The following is a 21,661-nucleotide window of genomic DNA, read 5'->3' on the forward strand; positions in this document are numbered from 1 at the left end:
CGATCACTTCCCGCAACAGGCCGGACCGACAACCCCATGATCCGTTTTGAAAATGTTTCCGTGCAGTTCGATCAGCGCAGGGTGCTGGAAAATATCGATCTCGCGCTTGGTGAAAAGCGGATCGGGATCATCGGGGCCAACGGATCGGGCAAAAGCACCCTTGTGCGTCTTCTGAACGGGCTTCAGACCGCGACCAGCGGACGGGTTTTGGTTGATGACCTTGATCCGGCCAAGGATGGCCGCAAGGTCCGCCGCCATGTCGGTTTTGTCTTTCAGAACCCCGATAATCAGATCGTCTATCCGGTGGTCGATGAAGACCTGGCCTTCGGGCTCAAGGCCCTGAAACTGCCCAGGGACGAGATCAATCGTCGCATTGATGAAATCCTTGCGCGGTATGATCTGTCGGATTTCAAAACCCATCCCAGTCATCTGCTTAGTGGTGGTCAGAAACAGCTTCTGGCCATTTCCGGCGTTCTGGTGATGGCGCCGCGCTACGTCGTTTTTGACGAGCCGACCACCTTGCTTGATCTGCGCAATCGCAACCGGGTTGAACGGGCCATTGCCGATCTGGATCAGACGGTGATTACGGTATCGCATGATCTTGATCTGATTGCAGAGTATGACCGCGTTCTGGTGATCGAAAATGGCCGGATTGCCGTTGATGACCGCCCGGCCATCGCCATCGCCCGATATCGCGAGATGATGGCATGATCACCGGGCTTTATATCGACGGGAATTCGGTGCTCCATCGGGCACAGGCCGGGCCAAAGATCCTTGCGATGGTTGCCCTTGGTACTGGTGTTTTCATGGTGCCGGACTGGCCGGTTGTCAGTCTTGTGCTGGCAAGTGTGATTGCGCTTTATCGGCTTTCGGGTTTTGGCTGGCGGGTTATCATCGCCCAGATCAGGCCGATGGCGTGGTTGCTGGCGATCTTTTTTGCGGTTCAGCTGTGGCTGAATGACTGGCAGGCGGGGTTGCTTGTCATTACCCGGATTGCGGCCATCGTCATGTTTGCTTCTCTGATCACGCTGACCACCAAAACATCGGACATGCTGGCTTCCCTTGAGCGCGCCCTGCGTCCGCTTAAGCCACTTGGTGTGAACCCGGAAAAGGTCAGCCTTGCCATTTCAATGGTGCTGCGCTTTATCCCGGTGATTGCCACGGTCGCATCGGAAATCCGTGATGCCCAGCGTGCGCGCGGCCTTGATCGATCCATCCTTGCGATGATCGTACCACTGATCATCCGAACCCTTAAAATGGCCGATGATGTTGCCGATGCGATTGAAGCGCGCAGCTTTGACTAGGCGATCAATCATGCATGAAAAAAGAAAAAGCCCCGACACGTCAGGGGGGTAGGGTGCATGGCGACGTGCCGGGGGAGTTCGAAGATCAGGGGTGCAATCAGCTCAGGCCAAGATGCTTGGCGTGGAAGCGGATGTGATCTTCGATAAAGCTTGAGATGAAGTAATAGCTATGGTCATAGCCATCCTGCATCCGCAGGGTCAGCGGATAGCCTGATGCCTTGGCGGCGGCTTCTAGCGCCTCTGGCTTAAGCTGTTCGGCAAGGAAACCGTCAGCATCGCCCTGATCCACCAGTGCCGGGGTTTGGGCATCGGATGCGGTGGCCGCCTTCATCAGTTCCGAACTGTCCCATGCCTTCCAGACCGATTTGTCATCGCCAAGATAATTGCCAAGCGCCTTTTGGCCCCACGGGCAATTGATCGGGTTGGTGATCGGTGAAAAGGCCGTAACCGATTTGAAGGTGCCGGGATTGCGCAGCGCAATCATCAAGGCACCATGCCCGCCCATCGAATGGCCGGAAATGACGGCATCGTCGCTGACCGGGAAATGATCCCTGATCAATTCGGGCAGTTCCTTGGTCACGTAATCATACATGCGGTAATTGCGTGCCCAGGGTTCCCGGGTGGCATTGACATAAAAGCCCGCACCCTTGCCGAAATCATAGGCTTCGTTCTCGTCATCGGGGACGTGATCGCCACGCGGGCTGGTATCCGGGGCGACAATCGCAATGCCGAGTTCGGCGGCAACGCGAAACGCACCGGCCTTTTGCATGAAGTTTTCATCGGTACAGGTCAGGCCCGAAAGCCAGTACATCACCGGAACCTTGGTGCCGTTGCCCGCCTGTGGCGGCAGGAAGATGGCAAAGCGCATGTCACAGCCCAATACCGCGGACGGGTGGGTGTATTGCTTTTGCCAGCCACCAAACACCTTGTTGCTTGACGCGTTTTCAATACCCATTTCGGGGCTCCTTCTGATCGGTCATTGCCGGACTTTTTCCGGAAATGGCGTGATAGTTCAATTAAATAATCGATGATCAGTAATGGATAACCGAACGGATGCTTTCGCCTTCATGCATCAGGTCGAAAGCCTCGTTGATGTCTTCAAGCTTCATGGTATGGGTGATGAAGTCCGACAGCTTGAACTCACCGGCAAGGTAGCGTTCAACATAATCAGGAAGCTGCGAACGGCCTTTGACACCGCCAAACGCCGTGCCGCGCCAGACGCGACCGGTGACAAGCTGGAACGGACGGGTCGAGATTTCCTGACCGGCACCGGCAACACCGATAATCACCGATTCACCCCAACCCTTGTGGCAGCATTCAAGCGCGGATCGCATGACATTGACATTGCCAATGCATTCAAACGACCAGTCGACGCCACCGTCGGTCATCTCGACAATGACTTCCTGGATCGGTTTGTCGAATTTCTTGGGGTTGATGCAATCGGTCGCGCCGAGCTGTTTGGCGAGATCGAATTTTTTCTCATTGATATCGATGGCAAGGATACGGCCGGCACCGGCCATTTGCGCGCCGATGATCGCCGAAAGACCAATGCCGCCAAGGCCAAAGACGGCCACGGAGTCACCCTTTTGCACCTTGGCGGCGTTGACCGTCGCCCCCATGCCGGTGGTGACCCCGCAGCCAAGCAGGCAAACTTCTTCAAGCGGGGCGGATTTGTTGATTTTGGCCAGCGAGATTTCCGGCAGCACGGTGTATTCCGAGAAGGTAGAGCAACCCATATAGTGATAGATCGGCTTGCCATTCTGCGAGAAACGGGTGGTGCCATCGGGCATCAGGCCCTTGCCCTGGGTGACGCGGATTTTCTGGCACAGGTTGGTTTTGCCCGATTTGCAGAATTTGCACTCGCCGCATTCCGGGGTGTAAAGCGGTATCACGTGATCGCCGACGGCAACGCTGGTCACACCTTCGCCGATGGATTCAACAATGCCGCCGCCTTCATGGCCAAGGATGGCCGGGAAAATACCTTCGGGATCGTCACCCGACAGGGTAAAGGCATCGGTATGGCAAACACCAGTGGCAACGATTTTGACGCGCACTTCGCCGGCCTTGGGCGGGGCGACCTGGACTTCTTCGATCGACAACGGTTTGCCCGCTTCCCATGCGATGGCGGCTTTGCAGGTGATGGTTTCAAGGCTCATGACGCTTCTCCGGCAGATGAATATTTGAATATGCCCAGTCTATTTATTTCTTCTGATCTGATAATCCGGTATTTTGGTAAATAACTTTTACTATTGTGTAATAGTCTGATCGGATGCGGGCATGAATACCTGGAACGGAATCAGCGAATTTATCGCGGTTGCCGAACATCAAAGCTTTACGGCGGCGGCCAAACAGCTTGGCATTTCGGTTGCCCAGGTCAGCCGTCAGGTCACCGCCCTTGAAGAAAAGCTTGGCACACAGCTTTTTTACCGGACCACGCGCAAGGTCAGTGTGACCGAAGCCGGGCAGATTTATTACCAGCATTGCCGTCAGTTGCTTGATGGTCTGGGCGAGGCGGAACGCGCCATTGGCAATCTGAGCGAGGTGCCGCGCGGCAAGCTTAAACTGACCGCGCCGACGACCTACGGGGAAACGGTGATCGCGCCGCTGGTAAATGATTTCGTCGCGCGCTATCCCGATCTTGAAGTCCAGTGCCGCTTTACCAACCAGAAGCTTGATCTGGTGCTTGAAGGCTATGACATGGCGATCCGTCTTGGCCGGTTGGAAGGCACGACCGGAAGCCTGATGACCCAGCAACTTTCGACCCGCCGTCTTTATGCCTGTGCGGGGCGCAGCTATATCGCCAAACGCGGCGAGCCATATTCCCTTTCGGAACTGACCCACCATAATTGCCTTGTCGGGACGCTTGATTACTGGCGCTTTGAAGAGGATGGCCGCGAACGCACCATCCGTATCCACGGCTCCATCCATGCCAATAGCGGGCAGGCGCTTCTCGATGCGGCGCTTAAGGGGATCGGGATTGTGCAATTGCCCGACTATTACGTCGATCCCTGGATCGCCAGCGGCGATTTGATCCCGGTCCTGACCAAATACCAGCCTTCAGACGAAGGCATCTGGGCGATCTATCCGACCAACCGCCATCTCAGCCCGAAAATCAGGATGCTGGTTGAGCATTTGGGGCGGTATTTGGGATGACGGTCTTTGATGAAGTTTGAACTCGTTCGAGGGGATTTGGACTTTCTTTTATCAGGGTTTGATTGTTTTATACTGAACTTCACGGCTTTGGATTGATGTCAAAGTCGTTACCCGATGTTTTGGTTCGGAGTGGAACAAGATTGCGAGCTGCCGTTAAAAGGTCCCTGTTTTGACGAAAACGCTGATTGTCGTTGTTGCCGCGCGCATCACAGAATGGGTTGAGAAAGGGGAGGTTTCCCCAGGGTATTTCAATCCAGACAGTAGATTTGAGCAAATTGTCGTTGTGTCGCTGGTCCAAGACGCTGCGGGGCAAGACGTGCTTCGATATTTGTGTGGTGGTGCGGAATGTTTGTTTGTGCCGCTAAATTTTCTGTCCGTTTCCGGTTTACTGCGTTCGGCAGGATTTAACGCATACCTGACGGGCTTTTATATAAAGAAGTGGGTCGCGCCGAAATTACCGACGAACCGCGAGTTTGTTGTGCGGTCATATGGTGATACATTTTCGGGCAAGTTTGCGGCAATTCTTGCGAGTTTTCTGCGGTGCCGATCTGTTGCCAGTATTCACACCACATTCACCCATTTACCATCCCAAGAGGTCCAGACACCAAAGAGCAAGATCATCAGAATTCTTGAGGGGTGGTCGCGAGAATATGCACATCGGCATATTGATGCGCTTGCTCCGGTTTATAGCCCGATCACGGCATCGATTTCAGTTTCATATCACGATAAAACCTACATTGTGCCCAACGCCGTTGACGTTAAAAAAAGCGACAGAAAAACTGACTTTTCCCGCTCGGGCGACCTGAAAATCATATGCGTGGGTCGGCTTGTTCCGGGGAAAAGTTTGCTGCCAATCCTGGAAGGACTTCTTAAGCTTGATCAGTGGCACTTGACCATTGTCGGTAGTGGGCCGTGCGAAGGAGAAATAAGAACGTGGGTCATGAAGCATGGCAAGGAAACAAATGTCACGTTCATTGCATCCATGCGCAATAAAGAACTTATTGCTTCTTTAAAGGATTTTGACTTGTTCGTAGCGCACACAAGTTACGCCGAGATCCCCAAGACAGTGATCGAAGCTGGCTTGATCGGGTTGCCAATTATTTTAAACCAGCCTGTTGCAACAGCATCCCGAGAGTACGTCGATGCGCCGATTTTTTGGGCTAATGCGAACGCAGACGGCTATTATAATGCCTTTAAGGACTTTTGGGCTTGTCGGGAAAAGTGGCAGGGAATAGGTCATAGCACGCGAAAGCATTTCGAAAGATGGTTTGAGCCTGTTTTTGCTGGAAAAATGATGGCTGATCTACTATCGCAGAGCGAGAATGATTGTCTGCGCCCGTGGAACGAGGAATAGGATTGCGTGACTGATATTGCACCGAAACAGATTGCCGTTGTTGCAGGCACGCGACCAGAGTTCATCAAGCTGGCTCCCGTTATTCGTTCTCTGCGTGCAAAATTGGGGGAAGCCCGTGTTAGGGTCTATTCAACCGGTCAACACAGAAGCCTGATGGATCAGGCAATCCACAGTCTGCATTTAAAAGTTGATGTTGATTTTGATTTGATGACGCATGCGCAGCCCGCTGCTGAGATACAGCGTCGAGTTATATCTGCTCTGGACCGCGAATTTCAGGCGAGAAAACCAGATGTTGTTGTCGTTCAAGGCGATACGATCTCTGCATTTGGTGGTGCAATGGCCGGGTTTCTTAACCATATTCCGGTTGCTCATGTTGAGGCAGGGCTGAGAAGTCATAACATAAATAATCCCTGGCCTGAGGAAGGGTTGAGGCAGATGATCGCGCGGATTGCATCGATCCATTTGGCTCCAACACCCATAGCAAAACAAAATCTTCTTACTGAGGGCATTTCTGACGATTGCATTCATGTTGTTGGGAACCCGGGTATCGATAGCCTGGTCGCGACCCAAAAAATCAACTCAACAAGTTCGCGTGTTGGCGTGGTTGAGCATTATTGCCCGGGAAACAAGCCTTTCGCGCTTGTGACAATGCATCGACGTGAGGCGCTTCAGGGTGCACTGGACGCGTTCTGTGAGAACCTCGAGCTTGCCATAAAAAGACATCCCGAAATTGACTTTGTGTGGCCCGTGCACCCGAACCCGAAGGTTCGCGATACTGTCGGGCGCCATTTCGTTGCCAAGCTCCCAAATATGTATTTTGTTGAGCCGCTGCCCTATGACGAAATGATGGCTCTGCTTCCGCAAGCTCGCATCGTCATCAGCGATTCCGGGGGAATGCAGGAAGAAGCACCATATTGTGGTGTGCCCATTATTGTGATGCGCGATGTCACCGAACGGCCCGAGATCATTGATCTGGGTTTGGGCAAGCTTGCCGGGGCGTGTGGAGCAAGTCTCCCTGATGAGCTGGAGAGATTGCTTGCTCTTGGTGTAGATGAACGGGCAGTTGAGCGCTGGCAGAGTATTCAGGGAAAAGGCAAGGCGGCAGAAGCAATATCAAAGATTCTTATTGCGCGTTTAACCGTTGCAGAACTGGTGTAAGCAAAAAACGGATTGCCCCGTACGTTGCTGCAAAAATAACAGCAGAAAACGCAATTTGGTAGAAGAGCGAAGATATCGTAAGTATTTGATGTGCAAAGAAGTATGTTGTGATTGCCGTGATACCATTAACGGTCACCAGCGTCACGAATGAGCGCATTGGCCAAGCACAACCTACAAATCCGTTTCGATTGGCGCTTATTGCGAAAAATAGCCCAAGCGTTGCCTTGCCAATCAGCATTCCAGACGCAACTCCGACCAATCCCCAGGAGGGAGCTAATTGCCAAGCGGAGCCAAAGCTCAGCAAGGAGCAAATAACCGAAGCTGTCATTAGCCTTTTTCCGGATGAAACGCAGACCAGGTAGTATTCCCAGCCGGTGGTCATCTGCGATATCAGAATTGCACAGCCGGCAAGGAGTATGACCGCCGTCATGTTGCTTACTGGGCTGTTCAATAAAAGTGAAACCGCGGGATTTACGACCAGAATGGCCAAAGCCAATATCGGTAAAGCCAATTCTGTAAACAGCATGGTGCGTTGCCTGACAGTAACCCGGCAATGCTCAGTTTCACCATTACGCACGTGGGCGGAGACGGTTGGAAAAAGCAACCACCAAATTGGTGCCCCCAATGCAGCCAGAACGGACAAAATCATGATCGATGCGCCGTAATGTGCAACGGCCTCGGGGCCAAGAAAGCGCCCCACAATCAGTCGATCGCCCAAGTTCCCCGCCCATTCTGCCAGCCCTGCCAGCATAAATGGTAATCCGCTGAGTGCGACTTGTAAAAGAGAGCTTTTGTTCTTGGTGCTGTGCTTCTTTATACGAATTAGGATCGGTATGAGTAAGTATGCAATTACTACGACCTTGGCAGCTGCAATCGACAGCAGCGTCGATCCCAAAGACAGTTTGTCAAACGTAAGAACGACACCTAAGAATGCCATTTGAAGTGCGAAACTGACAATTTGAATATAAAGAGAAAGTCGCGCTTTGATCATTGCGCGCATATATTCGCCGATTAATGCTTCGACGGCAAAAATCCATGCAAGGCTTGGCACCACTATCGTAAGCCAGCTGGGGGCTAAAATAGTGTTGAGAGATAGAAATATCAGTACGTTTTCGGCCGTGAATGCAAGAATCAGCATGAGAGATAGGCACAAAAAACTTACGATTCCTATCGCTGTCAGCAAAAGATTCGGGGCATCAGAGCTATCGGTCCGACCTGCCAGTTTGCGGATTACGGTAAATCCGAGACCGGCTGATACCAACGGTACAAATGCAAAGGCAAGGCTCATTACCTGAAGGTAACTGCCAAAAACAACAGCACCAAGAGACCATGAGAGAAGTGGGGTTAGGATAAATGCGTTTGAGCGCACAACACCTTCTGCGACAAACCTCACGCCAAGGTCGCTTTTGAAAAATGTGATCATTTTCCTTGATACGTTATCGATCAAGTTTCAAAGGCCTTTTGCAGAACGATATATTCGCGATTGGCGAAGGTGGGTATCCGTGCAGAAATTTTGCCATCAAGATCGGGAGCCTGCCGCGTGGAGTGGATCAAGCTACGCAGGCGTGTTCTGCTTTCAACAAATGGAAGATACAATAATTGGCTCAGGAAGCCTGTTGCGATGCTTTCGATTACAGTGCATCTCAAATCTCTGAAGAGTTTTCGGGTGTTACCTGCCGAGAGGGGAAAAATCCCCGGAAATCCTATCTTCTTGTAGTGATTTCGCCAATAAAGCCATCCGATGTTCCAGGGACGGGCGATATCCAGGATGATATATCCCCCTGGCTTGACGGTGCGAACAAGTTCGGCAATTGCGTTTCCCTGATCCGGCATAAGGAGAAGTGTGGCAAAACAATAAGCCATGTCTGCCGAATTGTTTGTGATCGGAAGGGACTGTGCAGCTGAAACAACAGGGATTGGACGCTGTTCTTGCGTGATTGCAAGGAATTCTTTGCGTTTACACATCTGCTTGAGCATGCCGGGACTTAGATCGACACATATAACTTTCCGCCCAAGACAGGAAAGGTCTACGGCGTGTCGGCCATTGGCGCCACCAACATCAATAACCGTCTGGCCCGTTTCTGAATATTTCTCAATAAGTTGCCATTTAAGAGCTTGAGCATACTCTTCGCCAATTTCGGTTTCGTACCCTGCTGCACGCTCATTAAAATGCTTTTGTTCTGTAGATGTCACTTTTTAGTCCTGCCCTGTCGCAGATATCTTGCAATGTTCATCAGGGATTCCGTAACAGGTCGATATATCATCTGTCCCCGGAAGTAAGGGTATAATGTTCCCCCAAATGATTTTTTGAAGTCGTTCAGGCCCTTGAGTTTGCCGTCTGCCGCGCCGGGAAATGCTTCTCCACACTCTAGGTAGTCAATTGAAGATTTTGAGAACTCGGTAATTGCATGCCATATCCCGAAATCGTTTGCGCAAAGCTTTAAAGCATCATTGCTTCCTGCTGTCGTCCAATAAAGCGCTTTGTTTTTGTAAAGCAGAAAAGTATGAATCGCCAGAATAGTAGGTCCGTTTTGAACGATGCAGCATTTGGATAGGCCTGCTTCTGCGACTTCACCAAATATGGATTCAAAATAACCTCTTGGATGCGGTGGAATGCCATTTCGGCTACAGGTTTCCAAATGCAAGGCGTAGTAGTGGTCGAGCAAAGAGGCGGCTGGTTCAACCAAGTTTGCGGATAACTGGTTTCGTTCGGCCTTTTTGATTTGTTTTCGGCAACGGTGCTCTAGGTTCGACCAAATCTCACTCTCGCTCTTGCCTGCAATGTTAACCAGCCAAGATTGTGTTGAGGTATCAGAGTAGCCGAAATGACATAATGGGTTTGGACAGGGGTGCGATGCGAGTAGGAGGTTTGGTGCCAGCGGAGGGCAAGAAAGGTCTACTCTTCTTGCTGCTGCATATAGCGCTAAATTCTTGATTTCCTGTGCTATCAGAGCACGCACTTTGTCTTGCGTTCTTCTCGGCAGTTTATCGTTAACAGCAGGGCCTCCAGTACTTTCAAGATGTGGTCCCAAAAGTAATTGTGCGCGTTGCGGTTGGACAGCGACAAGCGGAATTAAAGCCACTAGCTTTGAGCCGTTCTGTCGATCTAAGATCGCAAAGGATAAATCGTTCGTACGCGCCCAGTTGCTGCGAGCTTCCAGAAGTTCCCATCGATGCCATGCCCAAGCGTTGTCGATGTCGTCGGCAGCTTGGTTCCAAAGAGCTTTAGAGCAATGTTGGCGATTGAGAACTTCGAGCATTTTGGCCTGCTGTATTATCCTTGCTTGGATTCAGAGAGACCCATATTCCAAGCAGAGTAAAGAATATCAAGTGAATGTAGTGGAACCGGGTTACACTTAAATCAAACGCCTCTGCAACAAAAAGTCCAAATAGAACGCCTGAAATTACGTGACGATGATTTTCTTTGGGACTGCAGTTGTTTGAGGTGTAGTCGTCAGACAGTGCTGGAGCTATCCAAATCGCGATCAAGGCGAAAGTCCCTAATGCGCCAATTTCCAGAAATGAGTTGAGGAAGACTGAATGGACGGCTTGTGTGTTTGCGGCATCTCCGAACAGGTACTCGGATCCAACACCAAAACCCACACCAAACCCCCAGTTTTGCAAGGCCGCATTCCAAGCTAAGGCCCAACTATCTGCGCGTTCACGGAGTTGCAGTAACTCAAGTTTCTGGACCAATGGCATGTTTGATAGCAGCGTATTTGACGTTCCTGCAGAATATATGAGGAAAGAAATAATAAATATAGATGATGTGAGCACGAATAATTTTCTGATTTTCACTGATGGTAAGCTCATGTATGTGAAATTTGCCAGAAATAGCACTGCACCCATTCGTGAAAATGATAGAATCAATCCAGTGATTGAAATGATGCGGATAGTGTATTTAATCCGATTCGAGTATTTAAAATTATATGAAAGTCCAAAAGTAATTGCACAAACTATGGCGAATCCATTTGGGTTTGGAAATATTCCTGGAATTCTCTGGAGTAAGTATTTTGCTTCTTCAAAAAAGAAAGATCTATGCGCAACTTTTTGGGATAATTCTACTCCAAATATATTGAAATCTATTGTGTTTGTGGCTAGCCTGGAAATGTATCTCTCTGAAATGATTGCTCCAGATAATGAGTATAATACAGATATTGTTGTAATAATTATTATACCATTCATTATCCCGTTTGAGAATTCAATAGGTACTTCTTTTCTTATTAATATGTATATTAATATAATTGGTGAGACGTAGGTGATTGCAAGCCTGTAGAGGCTTGTTTCTGTGCTGTCTGATAATATAGATGATATTAGACTGAGAAATAAGTAAATAAGTGATAGGGATATTAATTGTTTTTTTTCTATGCATTCAGATCTTGGTAGGAAAGCGGTTGCTCCTATTTGAAGTGTCATGATTGTTAGTATTTGTATTAAATTTGGTGCTTTTATATCATTTCCATTTATTGTAATTGTGCAAAAAGATATCAGTGTAATAGATGATAATGAGAATCCGATAATTGTTGGTAGTGTTTTTATTTTTTTAATCATTTTTTTTACTATTTCTTTTTATTAATGATAAAAAGTTTTTCCCCACTTCGGTGGCGGCGTAGGTTTTGTCTGAGGAGTTGTGTGTGGGTGTGCGCTTGTGTTGATTTAGGATGTTAAACATTGCGGATGTTATTGAATTCACATCGTCAATATTTGCGACGTGTTGGTTTCTGGATGTCGTGATTTCTTCTACTGTTCCTTGTTTGCAGATAGCTAATATGCTGGTTCCGCTCCCAAAGTAATCAATTATCTTTGACGGCAAATAGAAGCTTTCACTCAGTTCGGTACTGTCGATGACGATTAGCAGGTCAGATTTCTGCATAATTCGCAAAGCGCTCTTGTGCGGAATTTGTCCCATATGGGCTATTTTACAGTTTGCATGCGTTTGATTGAACTGCTCGAACTCGCGATATTTCTCGTGAAAAGCCCCATATATTTCAATTTGTAGTTTCTTGTTGTTGGGGACTTGCAAAAGCGATAGTGCGCGTATGAGTATGTCGGGCTGTCTATTCCCATAGAAGGATCCGAAAATTCGCCATTGAAGTTCTGTCTGGTCAACTTTGGCGTTAGAGGCGATCGAAGCTTCACGTTCACCGTAAAGCTCAACGTCATAGCAGTGTGGGATTACAGTAGATTTTTTTGTTAAATCTTTTGTTCCTTTGGTCATGTGCTGTAGTAATCCCGCTGTCGGGAAAACCAAGAAATCAGCATTCTTCAGGACCCGGTTTTCTTGAAGTTTACTGTAGCGCGAAAATAGCGGCACGCTTTGTTGGTGGTCTGATCCTGACCAAGGGTCGGAAAAGCATGCGATCCAAGGTAGATGAGGAAATTTTCTCTTAAGAGACAGGCCAACCAAGTGCGCGGAATGATATTGCGATCTTGTGACAATGCAGTCATAGCTTGCAGGATCAAGTTTTAGAGCTTGTTTTTTCGTTATTCTATTTGCAAGTAACCATCTGTCTGGTCGTAGTGGAAGGCGTGGAATGCGGCATAACTTTTTGGTTAGCCAAGAGGGGGTTACTTTAATAACTTTACCATTAATGCCTTCTGCATACCTCCCCATTTCCAAGTCACAATAGTCACTCACGAGGCCGTCTTCAAGTGTAAGGACGTCAATTTCACATTCTGGTATATTGCGTAATAATTTCGCGGTTACAAATGCTTCTGGGCTAGCGGTGGGGGGATAGCAGTAGCCTATGACAAGAATCCGCGGGCTTTTGGTCATATGTGCTTACTCAGTTAACCTGACAAGGAAATGAAACGTTATAGCCCGGCAGGCAATACGGCTTAAACTTCACGAGCAAATCTAATATTTCTTGATCTTCTGAAATGTCGGCGGGGTCAAAGTAAATGTTCATCACGAGATTTGAGCCTAATGATAAGGTTGAAAGGTAATCTTTTAGTGCGTCAATTAAGCTCTGTCTGCCTAGAGCGTCTGGAGCTGAAATGAAGCCCCAGCTGTCGATTAGTTGTGCTGGTCTTGTCAGGCAGCCGCTAAGCGGAATTTCGATTATACTATGCTTTTGCCGATGTATTGGGCCGAGAATGTGTCCCAATATTGGCGTCGAAGACGTTGAGATTTGGTAGTTAAGGGTGGTAAGGAAATCATACAGGCGCTCGAGTTGTTCCGGCTTGTCGAATTCACCAAAATGGGGAGTCCGGAAAATTGTTGGGGCCTTACCAGTTAAGGCTTTAATCGTATTGTGACCATCGATAATGTCTTGTTGCCAGACATGATCTTCTACGTCTCGGTATGTGAAAGTTGAATACGGACGCCCGCTTATCGGATCTATGGCAGCGTGTTCGCGATAGCCGTGGTTTATAAAATAGCCCCCCAAGGAAATAAGTTCCTTGTAGCTGTCCCAATGTTTTTCCAGTAACTGCCCTGGTATGGCATAAGCTGCGTTCATTCCGGCGCTGTGAAGTTGCCTTTGGATTTTCAATGAGGCTGACGCATCACGGCTGGTATCGCAATCAAAAGACAGAAAAAAAACGGCATTATCCGCGATGTGGTCTTTTGCCCATCGGATTGCTTTGCGTCGGTACAGGTTGGGTAATAGCCGTAGCGCTGCCTTGTTAAGGAAAATTTGGGTCGCGCTTATCATGGGTCGAACGTTTTCGCATGTATTTGGCCAACTGGTAGTTCCTAGCATGAGAGATCTAATATGCATAGGAAAATACGTGCTTTCCGCCAAGTGTAAGGTGTTCTGCGCGGGTTGGTTAGCTGGCAAGTGGTGGTTCGAGTAACCCGCGCAAAGATTTTTATTGCGCGGTCCAGCCGCCATCAACTGAAAGATGCGTGCCGGTCATTTGCGATGCGGCGTCAGAGCACAGGAAGAGTGCGGTCTGGCCGATCTGTTCGGGGCTGACAAACTGTTTGGACGGGTGTTTGTCCGAGACCAGGCGGGTTGCGGATTCCTCAATCGAAATGTTGGCTTCCTTGGCGCGCGCTTCGATCTGGCGTTCGACCAGTTCGGTGCGGACCCAGCCCGGGCAGATTGCATTTGCCGTGATGCCGGTTTCGGCCGTTTCAAGGGCCGTGACCTTGGTCAATCCGATTACGCCATGTTTGGCCGCGACATAGGCCGCCTTCTGGACCGAGGCGACAAGGCCGTGGGCAGAGGCGGTATTGATGATCCGGCCCCAGTTTTTCTTGCGCATATAGGGAACGGCAAGGCGGGTGGTGTGGAAAACCGATGACAGGTTGATCGCGATCACGGCATCCCATTTTTCGGGCGGGAAATCTTCGACATTGGCGGTATACTGAATGCCGGCATTGTTGATCAGGATATCAATGCCGCCAAATTTGGCCTCGGCATCCTTCATCATGGCTTCGATCTCGTCGGGTTTGGACAGGTCGGCACCGTTATAGTGCGCGGTGACGCCATAATCGGTTTCAAGGCTCTTGCGGGTTGCCTCGATTTCATCCGCGTCGCCAAAGCCATTGAGCATCACATCAGCGCCAGCACCTGCGAGCGCCTTTGCCATGGCAAGGCCGATCCCGCTGGTCGAGCCGGTCACGAGTGCGCGTTTTCCTGTCAGCATATTTCTTCTCCCTGTTTTCGGGGCTTTCCACCCCTTGATTTAGGAAGATCATGCCGCACTGCAACCAAGCTGGCAAGAAGTGGCGTGACCAATCGCCATAAACTTGATCATGGCGGGGTATCCGGGCGGTTTACTGTCCAATGCCGTATTTGCGCAGTTTATTGGCGATCGATGTGTGCGAAACGCCCAGTCGTTCTGCCAATTTGCGCGAACTTGGATAATCCGGATAAAGCCGCATCAGCATTTCACGTTCAAGCAGGTCAAGGCCGGCATTGAAATCGTCTTGTGCCAGGGCGGCTGTAATCGGGTCCGCACTGGTCGCAATATTGTTGTGGCGGTTTGCAGGCAGGCTGGGGGGATTGTCGGATGGGGGTGTGTCAGCTGACGTCATGGTGCCGGTGGCCGCACTGGTCAGATCGCCCGCACCAAGAACATCCCCATCCAGCAGGGCGACGGCACGAAACAGGGTGTTTTCCAGTTCGCGGACATTGCCCGGCCAGTCATGGGCGCGCAGCCAGTCAAGCCCGTCCCTGGCAAGATAGGGTGCCGGGCGTTCGGTTTGCTGGGCGGTGCGGTCGATAAAGAACCTTGCCAGTTCCGCGATGTCTTCGATCCGGTCGCGCAGCGGCGGCAGGGTGATGGCCAGAACATTGAGGCGGAAATAAAGATCTTCGCGGAATGTGCCATCATGCGACATGGCTTCAAGGTCCCGGTTGGTGGCGCTGATGATCCGGACATCGACGGCAATCTCGTCCGTGCCGCCAACGCGGCGGAACCGGCCGTCTTGCAGGACGCGCAAAAGTTTGGCCTGCAGATAGGGGGTCAATTCACCGATTTCATCAAGAAACAGGGTGCCGCCATCGGCAAGCTCCAGAAGGCCGGGCTTGCCGCCGCGCCGTGCCGATGTAAAGGCGCCCGCCGCATAGCCAAACAGTTCGCTTTCAGCCAGACCTTCGGGCATGGCGGCACAGTTGAGCGCCAGAAACGGCTGATCGGCGCGTGTGCTGGCGCGGTGGCAGGCGCGGGCAAAAAGCTCCTTGCCGGTTCCGGTTTCGCCAAGGATCAGAAGCGGTGCATCAATCGCGGCAAGTCTTTGTGCCTGTGACTTTACCCGCGTCATTGCACGGCTGGTACCGATGATGTCGTCAAAACCGGTATGGCTGCGATCCTGAAGGGCGGTCATGACCCGCCCCAGTCGTGCAGCCCGGTGAAAGACCATGACCCCGCCCCACGGTGCATCGTCGGCCGCGTCCGAGCCATCATCAACATGACCGATCGGTTCGACCTGCAACAGATATGTCTGCCCGCCCAGGATTACTTCATGTTCGGGCATGCGAAAGCCGCTTTGGCGCAAATCTTCAATGCTTGGTTCGGCAAGGATTGTGGAAATATCCTGATCGCGAAGCGGTTTTTCACTGGTGCCTGCGATCGATTGGGCCGCCGGATTGGCCTGGGCGATCTGGCCATTGGCATCAACCGCAATCACCGGATCGCCAAGGGCGGCAAGGGTGGCGTGAAGCTGTGCGCGTCTGCGTTCGGTGGGCAGGCGGTCAATTTCGCGAATGTCGGAAATGCCCGGGATTTGTTTCAGGGCATGGGCCAAAAGCGGAAAGCGACCGGGGCGAATGGCCGGAATATCGGCATAGATGTGATGGGTTGTGACCTCAAATGCGCGGATATCAAGCCCCTGATCGGTCAGAACATTGACCACGTCGCGCGTAATGCCGACCCTGTTTTCACCGCGAATTTCAAACCGCATGTCTGTACCGAAAAGTTTACACTGTACCGAAAAGTGTACATTCACATGCCGCTGATTTCCAGGGATTTTGTGGTAAATGCAAAATCCGAGCGAATAAGTGTAAATAAATATTTACACTAAAAGGCGACCAGATTTGTCCAAATCCCGGAAAACCGGGGCTTTTGTGATCTGGCACGGGGTTTGCGGTTATCGAGGCAGAATAAACGCATTTTCAGGAGCCTCACATGTCTGCCAATGACAGCCGCAACAGCAATGTCGCCAAAACCGGTTTCGCCACCCGTGCGATCCATCACGGATATGATCCGCAAAGCCATAATGGCGCGCTGAACCCGCCGGTTTACATGTCTTCGACCTTTGCGTTCGAAACGGCCGAGCAGGGCGGGCGGTTCTTTGCCGGTGACGAGCAGGGCTTTATCTATTCGCGTATTGCCAACCCGACGCTTGATCTTCTCGAAAAGCGTCTGGCGGTGCTTGAAGGCGGTGAAGCAGCCCTTGCGACGGCGTCGGGCATGGGGGCGATTACATCGGTCTGCTGGACCTTTATCGAGCCGGGTGACGAGATCATTGTGGATCGCACCCTTTATGGCTGCACATTTGCCTATTTCCGTCATGGTCTGGAAAAGTTCGGGATCAAGCACACCCATGTCGATCTGACCGATCCGGCCGAACTGGAAAAGGCGATTTCGGACAAGACCAAGATTGTCTATTTTGAAACCCCGGCCAACCCGAATATGCGTCTGGTCGATATCAAAGCCATTTCCGACATCGCCCACAAACACGGTGCCAAGGTGGTGGTTGATAACACCTATTGTACGCCGTATTTGCAGCGCCCGATTGAACTTGGTGCCGATATCGTCGTGCATTCCGCCACCAAATATCTGGGCGGCCATGGGGACCTTATGGCCGGTGCAGTGATCGGATCGCTTGAAGATATGACGCAGGTGCGTCTGGTCGGTCTTAAGGACATGACCGGTGCGGTTCTGTCGGCACAGGATGCCAATCTTGTGATGCGCGGGCTCAAGACGCTTGAACTGCGGATGGAACGCCATTGCGACAATGCTGAAAAGATCGCGGCTTTCCTTGACTCCCATCCCAAGGTCGAGCGGGTTTATTACCCGGGTCTTGAAAGCTTTGCGCAGCATGCGCTCGCAAAGGCGCAGATGGACCGTTTCGGTGGCATGATCGCGTTCGAGCTTAAGGGCGGGATCGAAGCAGGGCGCAAATTGATGAACGGCCTTAACATGATTACCCGTGCGGTCAGCCTTGGCGATGCCGAAACCCTGATCCAGCATCCGGCGTCAATGACCCATTCGACCTATACCGCCGAAGAACGCGCCGAATATCAGATCACCGATGGGTTGATCCGCCTGTCGGCCGGTCTTGAGAGCATCGATGACATTCTGGCCGATCTGGCCAATGCGCTTGATGGTGGCGAAATGGCGATTGCCGCCGAATAACAAGTCGAACAATCAAACCAAAAATCACCCGGTGCTGTATTTGGACCCGGGGGTAACAGGGCCGGTCTGTTTTCGCAGATCGGCCTTTTGGTGTTTGGAAGATTGATTTGTCGGGATTATTCAAACAGGCCGTATTGTTTCATGATTTGGCGTGATTTTTCCGGAAGGTTTTCATTTGTGCCGTGAATGATCCGGATACTGCCGAGGTCCAGCCCGCTAAAGGACGGAGCGGTTTCCGGATGTGATTTCAGCAGTTCAAGCAACATGCCGTTGGAATAGGCCCGTTCCAGTCCGGTTTGAATGGCATCACGCAGGGCCGGTGTTGTCGGGCTGAAAAAGAAATAGATCGGTTGCGGATAATAAAGGGCAATGTCGCGTGACACGGCGATATTGGGGGCCTGGCTTTGCATCCAGGTCCATTCGCCAATGATCTGCCAGAAAGCGCGGGGATACAGATCAAACCGGTTGGCACCAAGCATCCGGTGCAATGTCTTGTAGCGACCATCGGCGACGGTAAAGCCGTTTTCGATCAGAATGGCGGAATCCGGCCAGCCAAGGCCCTGTCCCATCGAAAAGGTGCGCAGGTCGTCTATGGTTTCGACTTCACGCAGTGCTGGCAGGGTTTCGGGGCGCGCCATAAAAAGACGCAGACCGGTCGTGCCAAGATATATCGGAACATAGGCCGGCAGCAGTTTTTCTTCACGGTTTGAAGACGTCCCGAAAAAGACAGTATTGATCTGGCTTGCCGTCAGCAGCATCGAAATGCGGCGTTCTTCGGTCGGGTAATCCATGCAGACCGGGGTGATTGTGATGTCACGACCGCTTAGCCGGGCGGCAAGCCGCAACAAATCAATGTGATATTCCGAATGCTGTTCCCACGGAATTTGTCCCTGACAATAGGCCGACTGATGATCCATCGGCAGCGTGATCTCAAGATCGCTGGATGCATCCTGTGCGGTGGCCGTCGATTGTGCGGATTGCCCGATCCCCAGAAACAGCGCCAAGGCGGCAGAAGCCATGATCTTCACGGGCCTGTGCCTGAAGATCGAAATCGCCATTGGGGAAAAATGAAATCTGATCAATTAAATTCCGGGGTGAAAGAATGGGCGAAGACGCATGCTATACGAATGGTAGAATTACTACACGATTGGCGAGATTGCCTTGAATTGGTTATTGTTCCCTTAAACCCGGTTTGCGGCGAAGTTTCGCGATATGCATGACGAATCGCTGTCATAAATGTGCCAATTCGCGACCACGAAATATTGTTTCAGACGGGAAATTCGAATGTTTGACCGGGATTGTCGCAGCCGATTCCACGTTTGAGGCAAAAGTGACGAATCTTGTGTGAAATGCAGGTGGCATCCCTTGATTTCCGTCATTTCCCCTTAAAAATCGGTAATTCAATACCGGAATGTCGCGGGCCGATAAAAGTCCCGCAAAAGACCCGGAACAGCAGGCTCGAACAAGGGATCAGGAAAATGTCAGCACAGGATGCCGCACCCGAAATCGGTGAAATTATCGAAGCCACCAGCACCGGCAATGTCAAAGCCGAAGACCTTGAGATGCTGGGGCAGATCGAAAAGAAGGTGCGCTGGCTATCAAGCTGGACGATCCATAATGCCAACCATCTGCGTCCGAAGCGCGACGGCATCAAGGTTGGCGGCCATCAGGCCAGCTGTGCGTCGATGACGACCCTTATGACGGCCCTTTATTTCAATGTTCTGCGTCCGCAGGACCGGGTGGCGGTCAAGCCGCATGCAAGTCCGGTTTTCCATGCGATCAACTATCTGTTTGGACGTCAGACCAAGGAAAAGCTTGAAAACTTCCGTTCATTTGGCGGCGCGCAATCTTATCCGTCGCGGACCAAGGATGGCGATCAGGTTGATTTTTCCACCGGATCGGTCGGGCTTGGTGCGGCGGTGACCAATTTCGCAGCCCTGACACAGGATTATCTGCGCTATAAAAACATGCTGCCCAAGGGCGAGAAGCCCGGCCGCATGGTCGCCCTTGTCGGGGATGCCGAACTTGATGAAGGCAATATTTACGAAGCCCTGCTTGATACCTGGAAGCATGACATTCGCAATGTCTGGTGGGTGATCGATTATAACCGTCAAAGCCTTGATGGCATGATTGATGCGCATCTGTTCCGCGTCATCGGCCGGTTCTTCCGCGCGGTTGGCTGGAACGTCATCACCATCAAATATGGTCGCAAGCTTCATGATGCCTTTGCCAAGCCAGGCGGCAAGTCGCTTAAGAAATGGCTCAATGATGTGCCAAATGACATCTATTCGGCTCTGACCTTCCAGGGCGGGGCCGCATGGCGCAAACAGATCACATCCGATATGCCCGGCGATAATGCGCTGGCCAATCTTCTGGGGGATTATGATGATGACGCCCTGCATGATCTGATGACCAATCTGGGTGGTCATTGCATGGAGGCGGTGCTTAATGCCTTTGATGCAGTTCCCAACGATAAACCGACCGTGTTTATTGCCTATACGGTCAAGGGCTATGCCACCCCGCTTCAGGGTCACAAGGACAACCATGCCGGTTTGATGAACATCCCGCAGATGGATGCCTTCAAGCTGCAAAACAACATCGCCGACGGGCAGGAATGGGATATGGCGGCGGGCCTTGATGTCAGTGCCGAGCGTGTGCGCGACTATATTGCCAATGCACCGTTCAATGACCGTGCCCCGCGTCACAAGATGGCCGAAGTCATTACCATCCCCGAAATGCCCTATGCCCGGGTTGAGACATCAAGCACCCAGGAAGTGTTTGGCAAGATCCTCAATGAACTGGCCAAGATGAAAGACAGCGATCTTTCCGATCGCATCGTTACCACATCGCCCGACGTGACGGTTTCGACCAACCTTGGCGGATTTGTGAACCAGCGCGGCCTGTTCGGGCGCGAAGAACTGGCCGATGAATTCCGCGAACGCAAAGTTCCCTCGGCCCAGAAATGGATCAGATCGCCGGGGGGGCAGCATGTCGAGCTTGGCATTGCCGAAAACAATCTGTTCCTGAACCTGGCCGCCCTTGGCCTGTCGCACAGCCTGTTCGGGCAGCGTCTGTTCCCGATTGGCACCCTTTATGATCCGTTCATTGCGCGTGGTCTGGATGCGCTTAATTATGCCTGTTATCAGGATGCGCGGTTCATGGTCGTGGCAACGCCAAGCGGCATTACCCTTGCCCCGGAAGGGGGCGCGCATCAGTCGATCTCGACCCCGATGATCGGCATGGGGCAGCCGGGCCTGACCAGCTTTGAGCCAAGCTTTGGCGATGAACTGGCAACCATCATGGGCTGGTCGTTTGATCACATGCAGGCCCCCAAGGGCGGGTCGGTTTATTTGCGCCTGTCGACCAAACCGCTGGCACAGCCCGAACGCGAACTTTCCGATACCACCAAGGCGGAAATTGTTTCCGGTGGCTATTGGCTGCGTGAGCCGGGCAAGAATTGCAAAATGGTCATTGCCTATTGCGGGGCAATGGCGCCCGAGGCAATCGCCGCCTGGGAAAAGCTTTCCGAAACCCATCCGGGCTTGGGACTTTTGGCTGTGACCTCTACCGACCGGCTTTACAATGAATGGCAGGATCTGGAACGCGCCCGTCTTGAAGGCAAGGCAAAGGGCGAAATGTCGCATGTTGAAAACCTGCTTAAACCGCTGGCATCCGATGCGCGCCTTGTCACGGTGATTGACGGTCATCCGGCCGCCCTTGCCTGGCTTGGCTCGGTCCGTGGTCATGCGGTCGCACCGCTTGGTGTGAATGGCTTTGGCCAGTGCGGCGACAGCATCGCGCTTTATGATCACTACCAGATCGGCACCGATGCGATCCTGCGTGCAGCAAAACGTTGGGACTGATCAGCGTTCAGGTTGCG

At 51.5% G+C, this 21,661-nt stretch carries 18 protein-coding genes; 7 read left to right on the forward strand and 11 right to left on the reverse strand.

The window, feature by feature from the left end:
• Window positions 1–36: 36 nt before the first annotated feature.
• Both M9H61_RS16070 and M9H61_RS16075 read left to right on the forward strand, forming a co-directional pair.
• Complete coding sequence (locus tag M9H61_RS16070) at window positions 37–711, forward strand: energy-coupling factor ABC transporter ATP-binding protein (protein WP_250281632.1); 675 nt, start codon at window positions 37–39, stop codon at window positions 709–711.
• Entirely contained in the window at window positions 708–1,304 is a 597-nt protein-coding gene (locus M9H61_RS16075; RefSeq protein WP_250281634.1) for an energy-coupling factor transporter transmembrane protein EcfT, read from the forward strand. Before M9H61_RS16070 ends, M9H61_RS16075 begins: the two co-directional genes overlap by 4 nt.
• 97 nt (window positions 1,305–1,401) lie before the next feature.
• Here the strand turns inward: M9H61_RS16075 and fghA are convergent, their stop codons facing one another.
• Complete coding sequence (gene fghA, locus M9H61_RS16080; protein ID WP_101245290.1) at window positions 1,402–2,259, reverse strand: S-formylglutathione hydrolase; 858 nt, start codon at window positions 2,257–2,259, stop codon at window positions 1,402–1,404.
• Between the two features lie 76 nt (window positions 2,260–2,335).
• Window positions 2,336–3,460, reverse strand: a complete 1,125-nt coding sequence (locus M9H61_RS16085; protein WP_101245291.1) for an S-(hydroxymethyl)glutathione dehydrogenase/class III alcohol dehydrogenase — start codon at window positions 3,458–3,460, stop codon at window positions 2,336–2,338.
• Window positions 3,461–3,581: 121 nt separating this feature from the next.
• Between M9H61_RS16085 and M9H61_RS16090 the strand changes: the two genes are divergently transcribed.
• The 3 genes from M9H61_RS16090 to wecB all read left to right on the forward strand — a co-directional run bounded on the left by M9H61_RS16090 (window position 3,582) and on the right by wecB (window position 6,969).
• Window positions 3,582–4,457, forward strand: coding sequence for a LysR substrate-binding domain-containing protein (locus tag M9H61_RS16090; RefSeq protein WP_250281636.1), 876 nt, complete (start codon window positions 3,582–3,584; stop codon window positions 4,455–4,457).
• A 169-nt stretch (window positions 4,458–4,626) separates the two neighbouring features.
• Window positions 4,627–5,811, forward strand: coding sequence for a glycosyltransferase family 4 protein (locus M9H61_RS16095; RefSeq protein WP_250281637.1), 1,185 nt, complete (start codon window positions 4,627–4,629; stop codon window positions 5,809–5,811).
• A gap of 6 nt (window positions 5,812–5,817) precedes the next feature.
• Window positions 5,818–6,969 carry a non-hydrolyzing UDP-N-acetylglucosamine 2-epimerase gene (gene wecB / locus M9H61_RS16100; protein ID WP_250281639.1) on the forward strand — a complete coding sequence of 384 codons (1,152 nt, stop codon included), beginning with the start codon at window positions 5,818–5,820 and terminating at the stop codon, window positions 6,967–6,969.
• On the opposite strand, the gene M9H61_RS16105 is transcribed toward wecB, so the two are convergent.
• From M9H61_RS16105 to M9H61_RS16140, 8 genes are all read right to left on the reverse strand, one after another.
• Window positions 6,935–8,392, reverse strand: coding sequence for a lipopolysaccharide biosynthesis protein (locus M9H61_RS16105; RefSeq protein WP_250281641.1), 1,458 nt, complete (start codon window positions 8,390–8,392; stop codon window positions 6,935–6,937). The genes wecB and M9H61_RS16105 overlap by 35 nt on opposite strands.
• Before the next feature lie 20 nt (window positions 8,393–8,412).
• Window positions 8,413–9,162, reverse strand: a complete 750-nt coding sequence (locus M9H61_RS16110; protein ID WP_250281643.1) for a class I SAM-dependent methyltransferase — start codon at window positions 9,160–9,162, stop codon at window positions 8,413–8,415.
• Entirely contained in the window at window positions 9,159–10,229 is a 1,071-nt protein-coding gene (locus M9H61_RS16115; RefSeq protein ID WP_250281645.1) for a GNAT family N-acetyltransferase, read from the reverse strand. The genes M9H61_RS16110 and M9H61_RS16115 overlap by 4 nt, the downstream gene beginning before the upstream one ends.
• Complete coding sequence (locus tag M9H61_RS16120) at window positions 10,195–11,520, reverse strand: O-antigen ligase family protein (protein ID WP_250281647.1); 1,326 nt, start codon at window positions 11,518–11,520, stop codon at window positions 10,195–10,197. The genes M9H61_RS16115 and M9H61_RS16120 overlap by 35 nt, the downstream gene beginning before the upstream one ends.
• Window positions 11,513–12,745: a hypothetical protein gene (locus M9H61_RS16125; RefSeq protein WP_250281649.1), complete on the reverse strand. Its 1,233-nt coding sequence runs from the start codon at window positions 12,743–12,745 to the stop codon at window positions 11,513–11,515. Before M9H61_RS16125 ends, M9H61_RS16120 begins: the two co-directional genes overlap by 8 nt.
• A 10-nt stretch (window positions 12,746–12,755) precedes the next feature.
• Window positions 12,756–13,625, reverse strand: a complete 870-nt coding sequence (locus tag M9H61_RS16130) for a polysaccharide deacetylase family protein (RefSeq protein WP_250281651.1) — start codon at window positions 13,623–13,625, stop codon at window positions 12,756–12,758.
• 157 nt (window positions 13,626–13,782) lie between these two features.
• Entirely contained in the window at window positions 13,783–14,565 is a 783-nt protein-coding gene (locus M9H61_RS16135; protein WP_250281653.1) for a 3-hydroxybutyrate dehydrogenase, read from the reverse strand.
• A 130-nt stretch (window positions 14,566–14,695) separates the two neighbouring features.
• The gene (locus M9H61_RS16140; protein WP_250281656.1) at window positions 14,696–16,324 is read right to left on the reverse strand and encodes a sigma-54-dependent transcriptional regulator; all 1,629 of its coding nucleotides are present in this window, start codon (window positions 16,322–16,324) and stop codon (window positions 14,696–14,698) included.
• Window positions 16,325–16,548: 224 nt separating this feature from the next.
• Between M9H61_RS16140 and M9H61_RS16145 the strand changes: the two genes are divergently transcribed.
• Window positions 16,549–17,781: a methionine gamma-lyase gene (locus M9H61_RS16145; RefSeq protein WP_228194659.1), complete on the forward strand. Its 1,233-nt coding sequence runs from the start codon at window positions 16,549–16,551 to the stop codon at window positions 17,779–17,781.
• A gap of 116 nt (window positions 17,782–17,897) precedes the next feature.
• On the opposite strand, the gene M9H61_RS16150 is transcribed toward M9H61_RS16145, so the two are convergent.
• Window positions 17,898–18,800, reverse strand: coding sequence for a hypothetical protein (locus M9H61_RS16150; RefSeq protein ID WP_250281658.1), 903 nt, complete (start codon window positions 18,798–18,800; stop codon window positions 17,898–17,900).
• A gap of 459 nt (window positions 18,801–19,259) precedes the next feature.
• Between M9H61_RS16150 and M9H61_RS16155 the strand changes: the two genes are divergently transcribed.
• On the forward strand, window positions 19,260–21,644 hold the full coding sequence (locus tag M9H61_RS16155; protein WP_250281660.1) for a transketolase: 2,385 nt from the start codon (window positions 19,260–19,262) through the stop codon (window positions 21,642–21,644).
• Window positions 21,645–21,661: the final 17 nt, after the last annotated feature.

The sequence above is a fragment of the Thalassospira sp. GO-4 genome (assembly GCF_023588965.1).
GTDB lineage: Bacteria > Pseudomonadota > Alphaproteobacteria > Rhodospirillales > Thalassospiraceae > Thalassospira > Thalassospira povalilytica.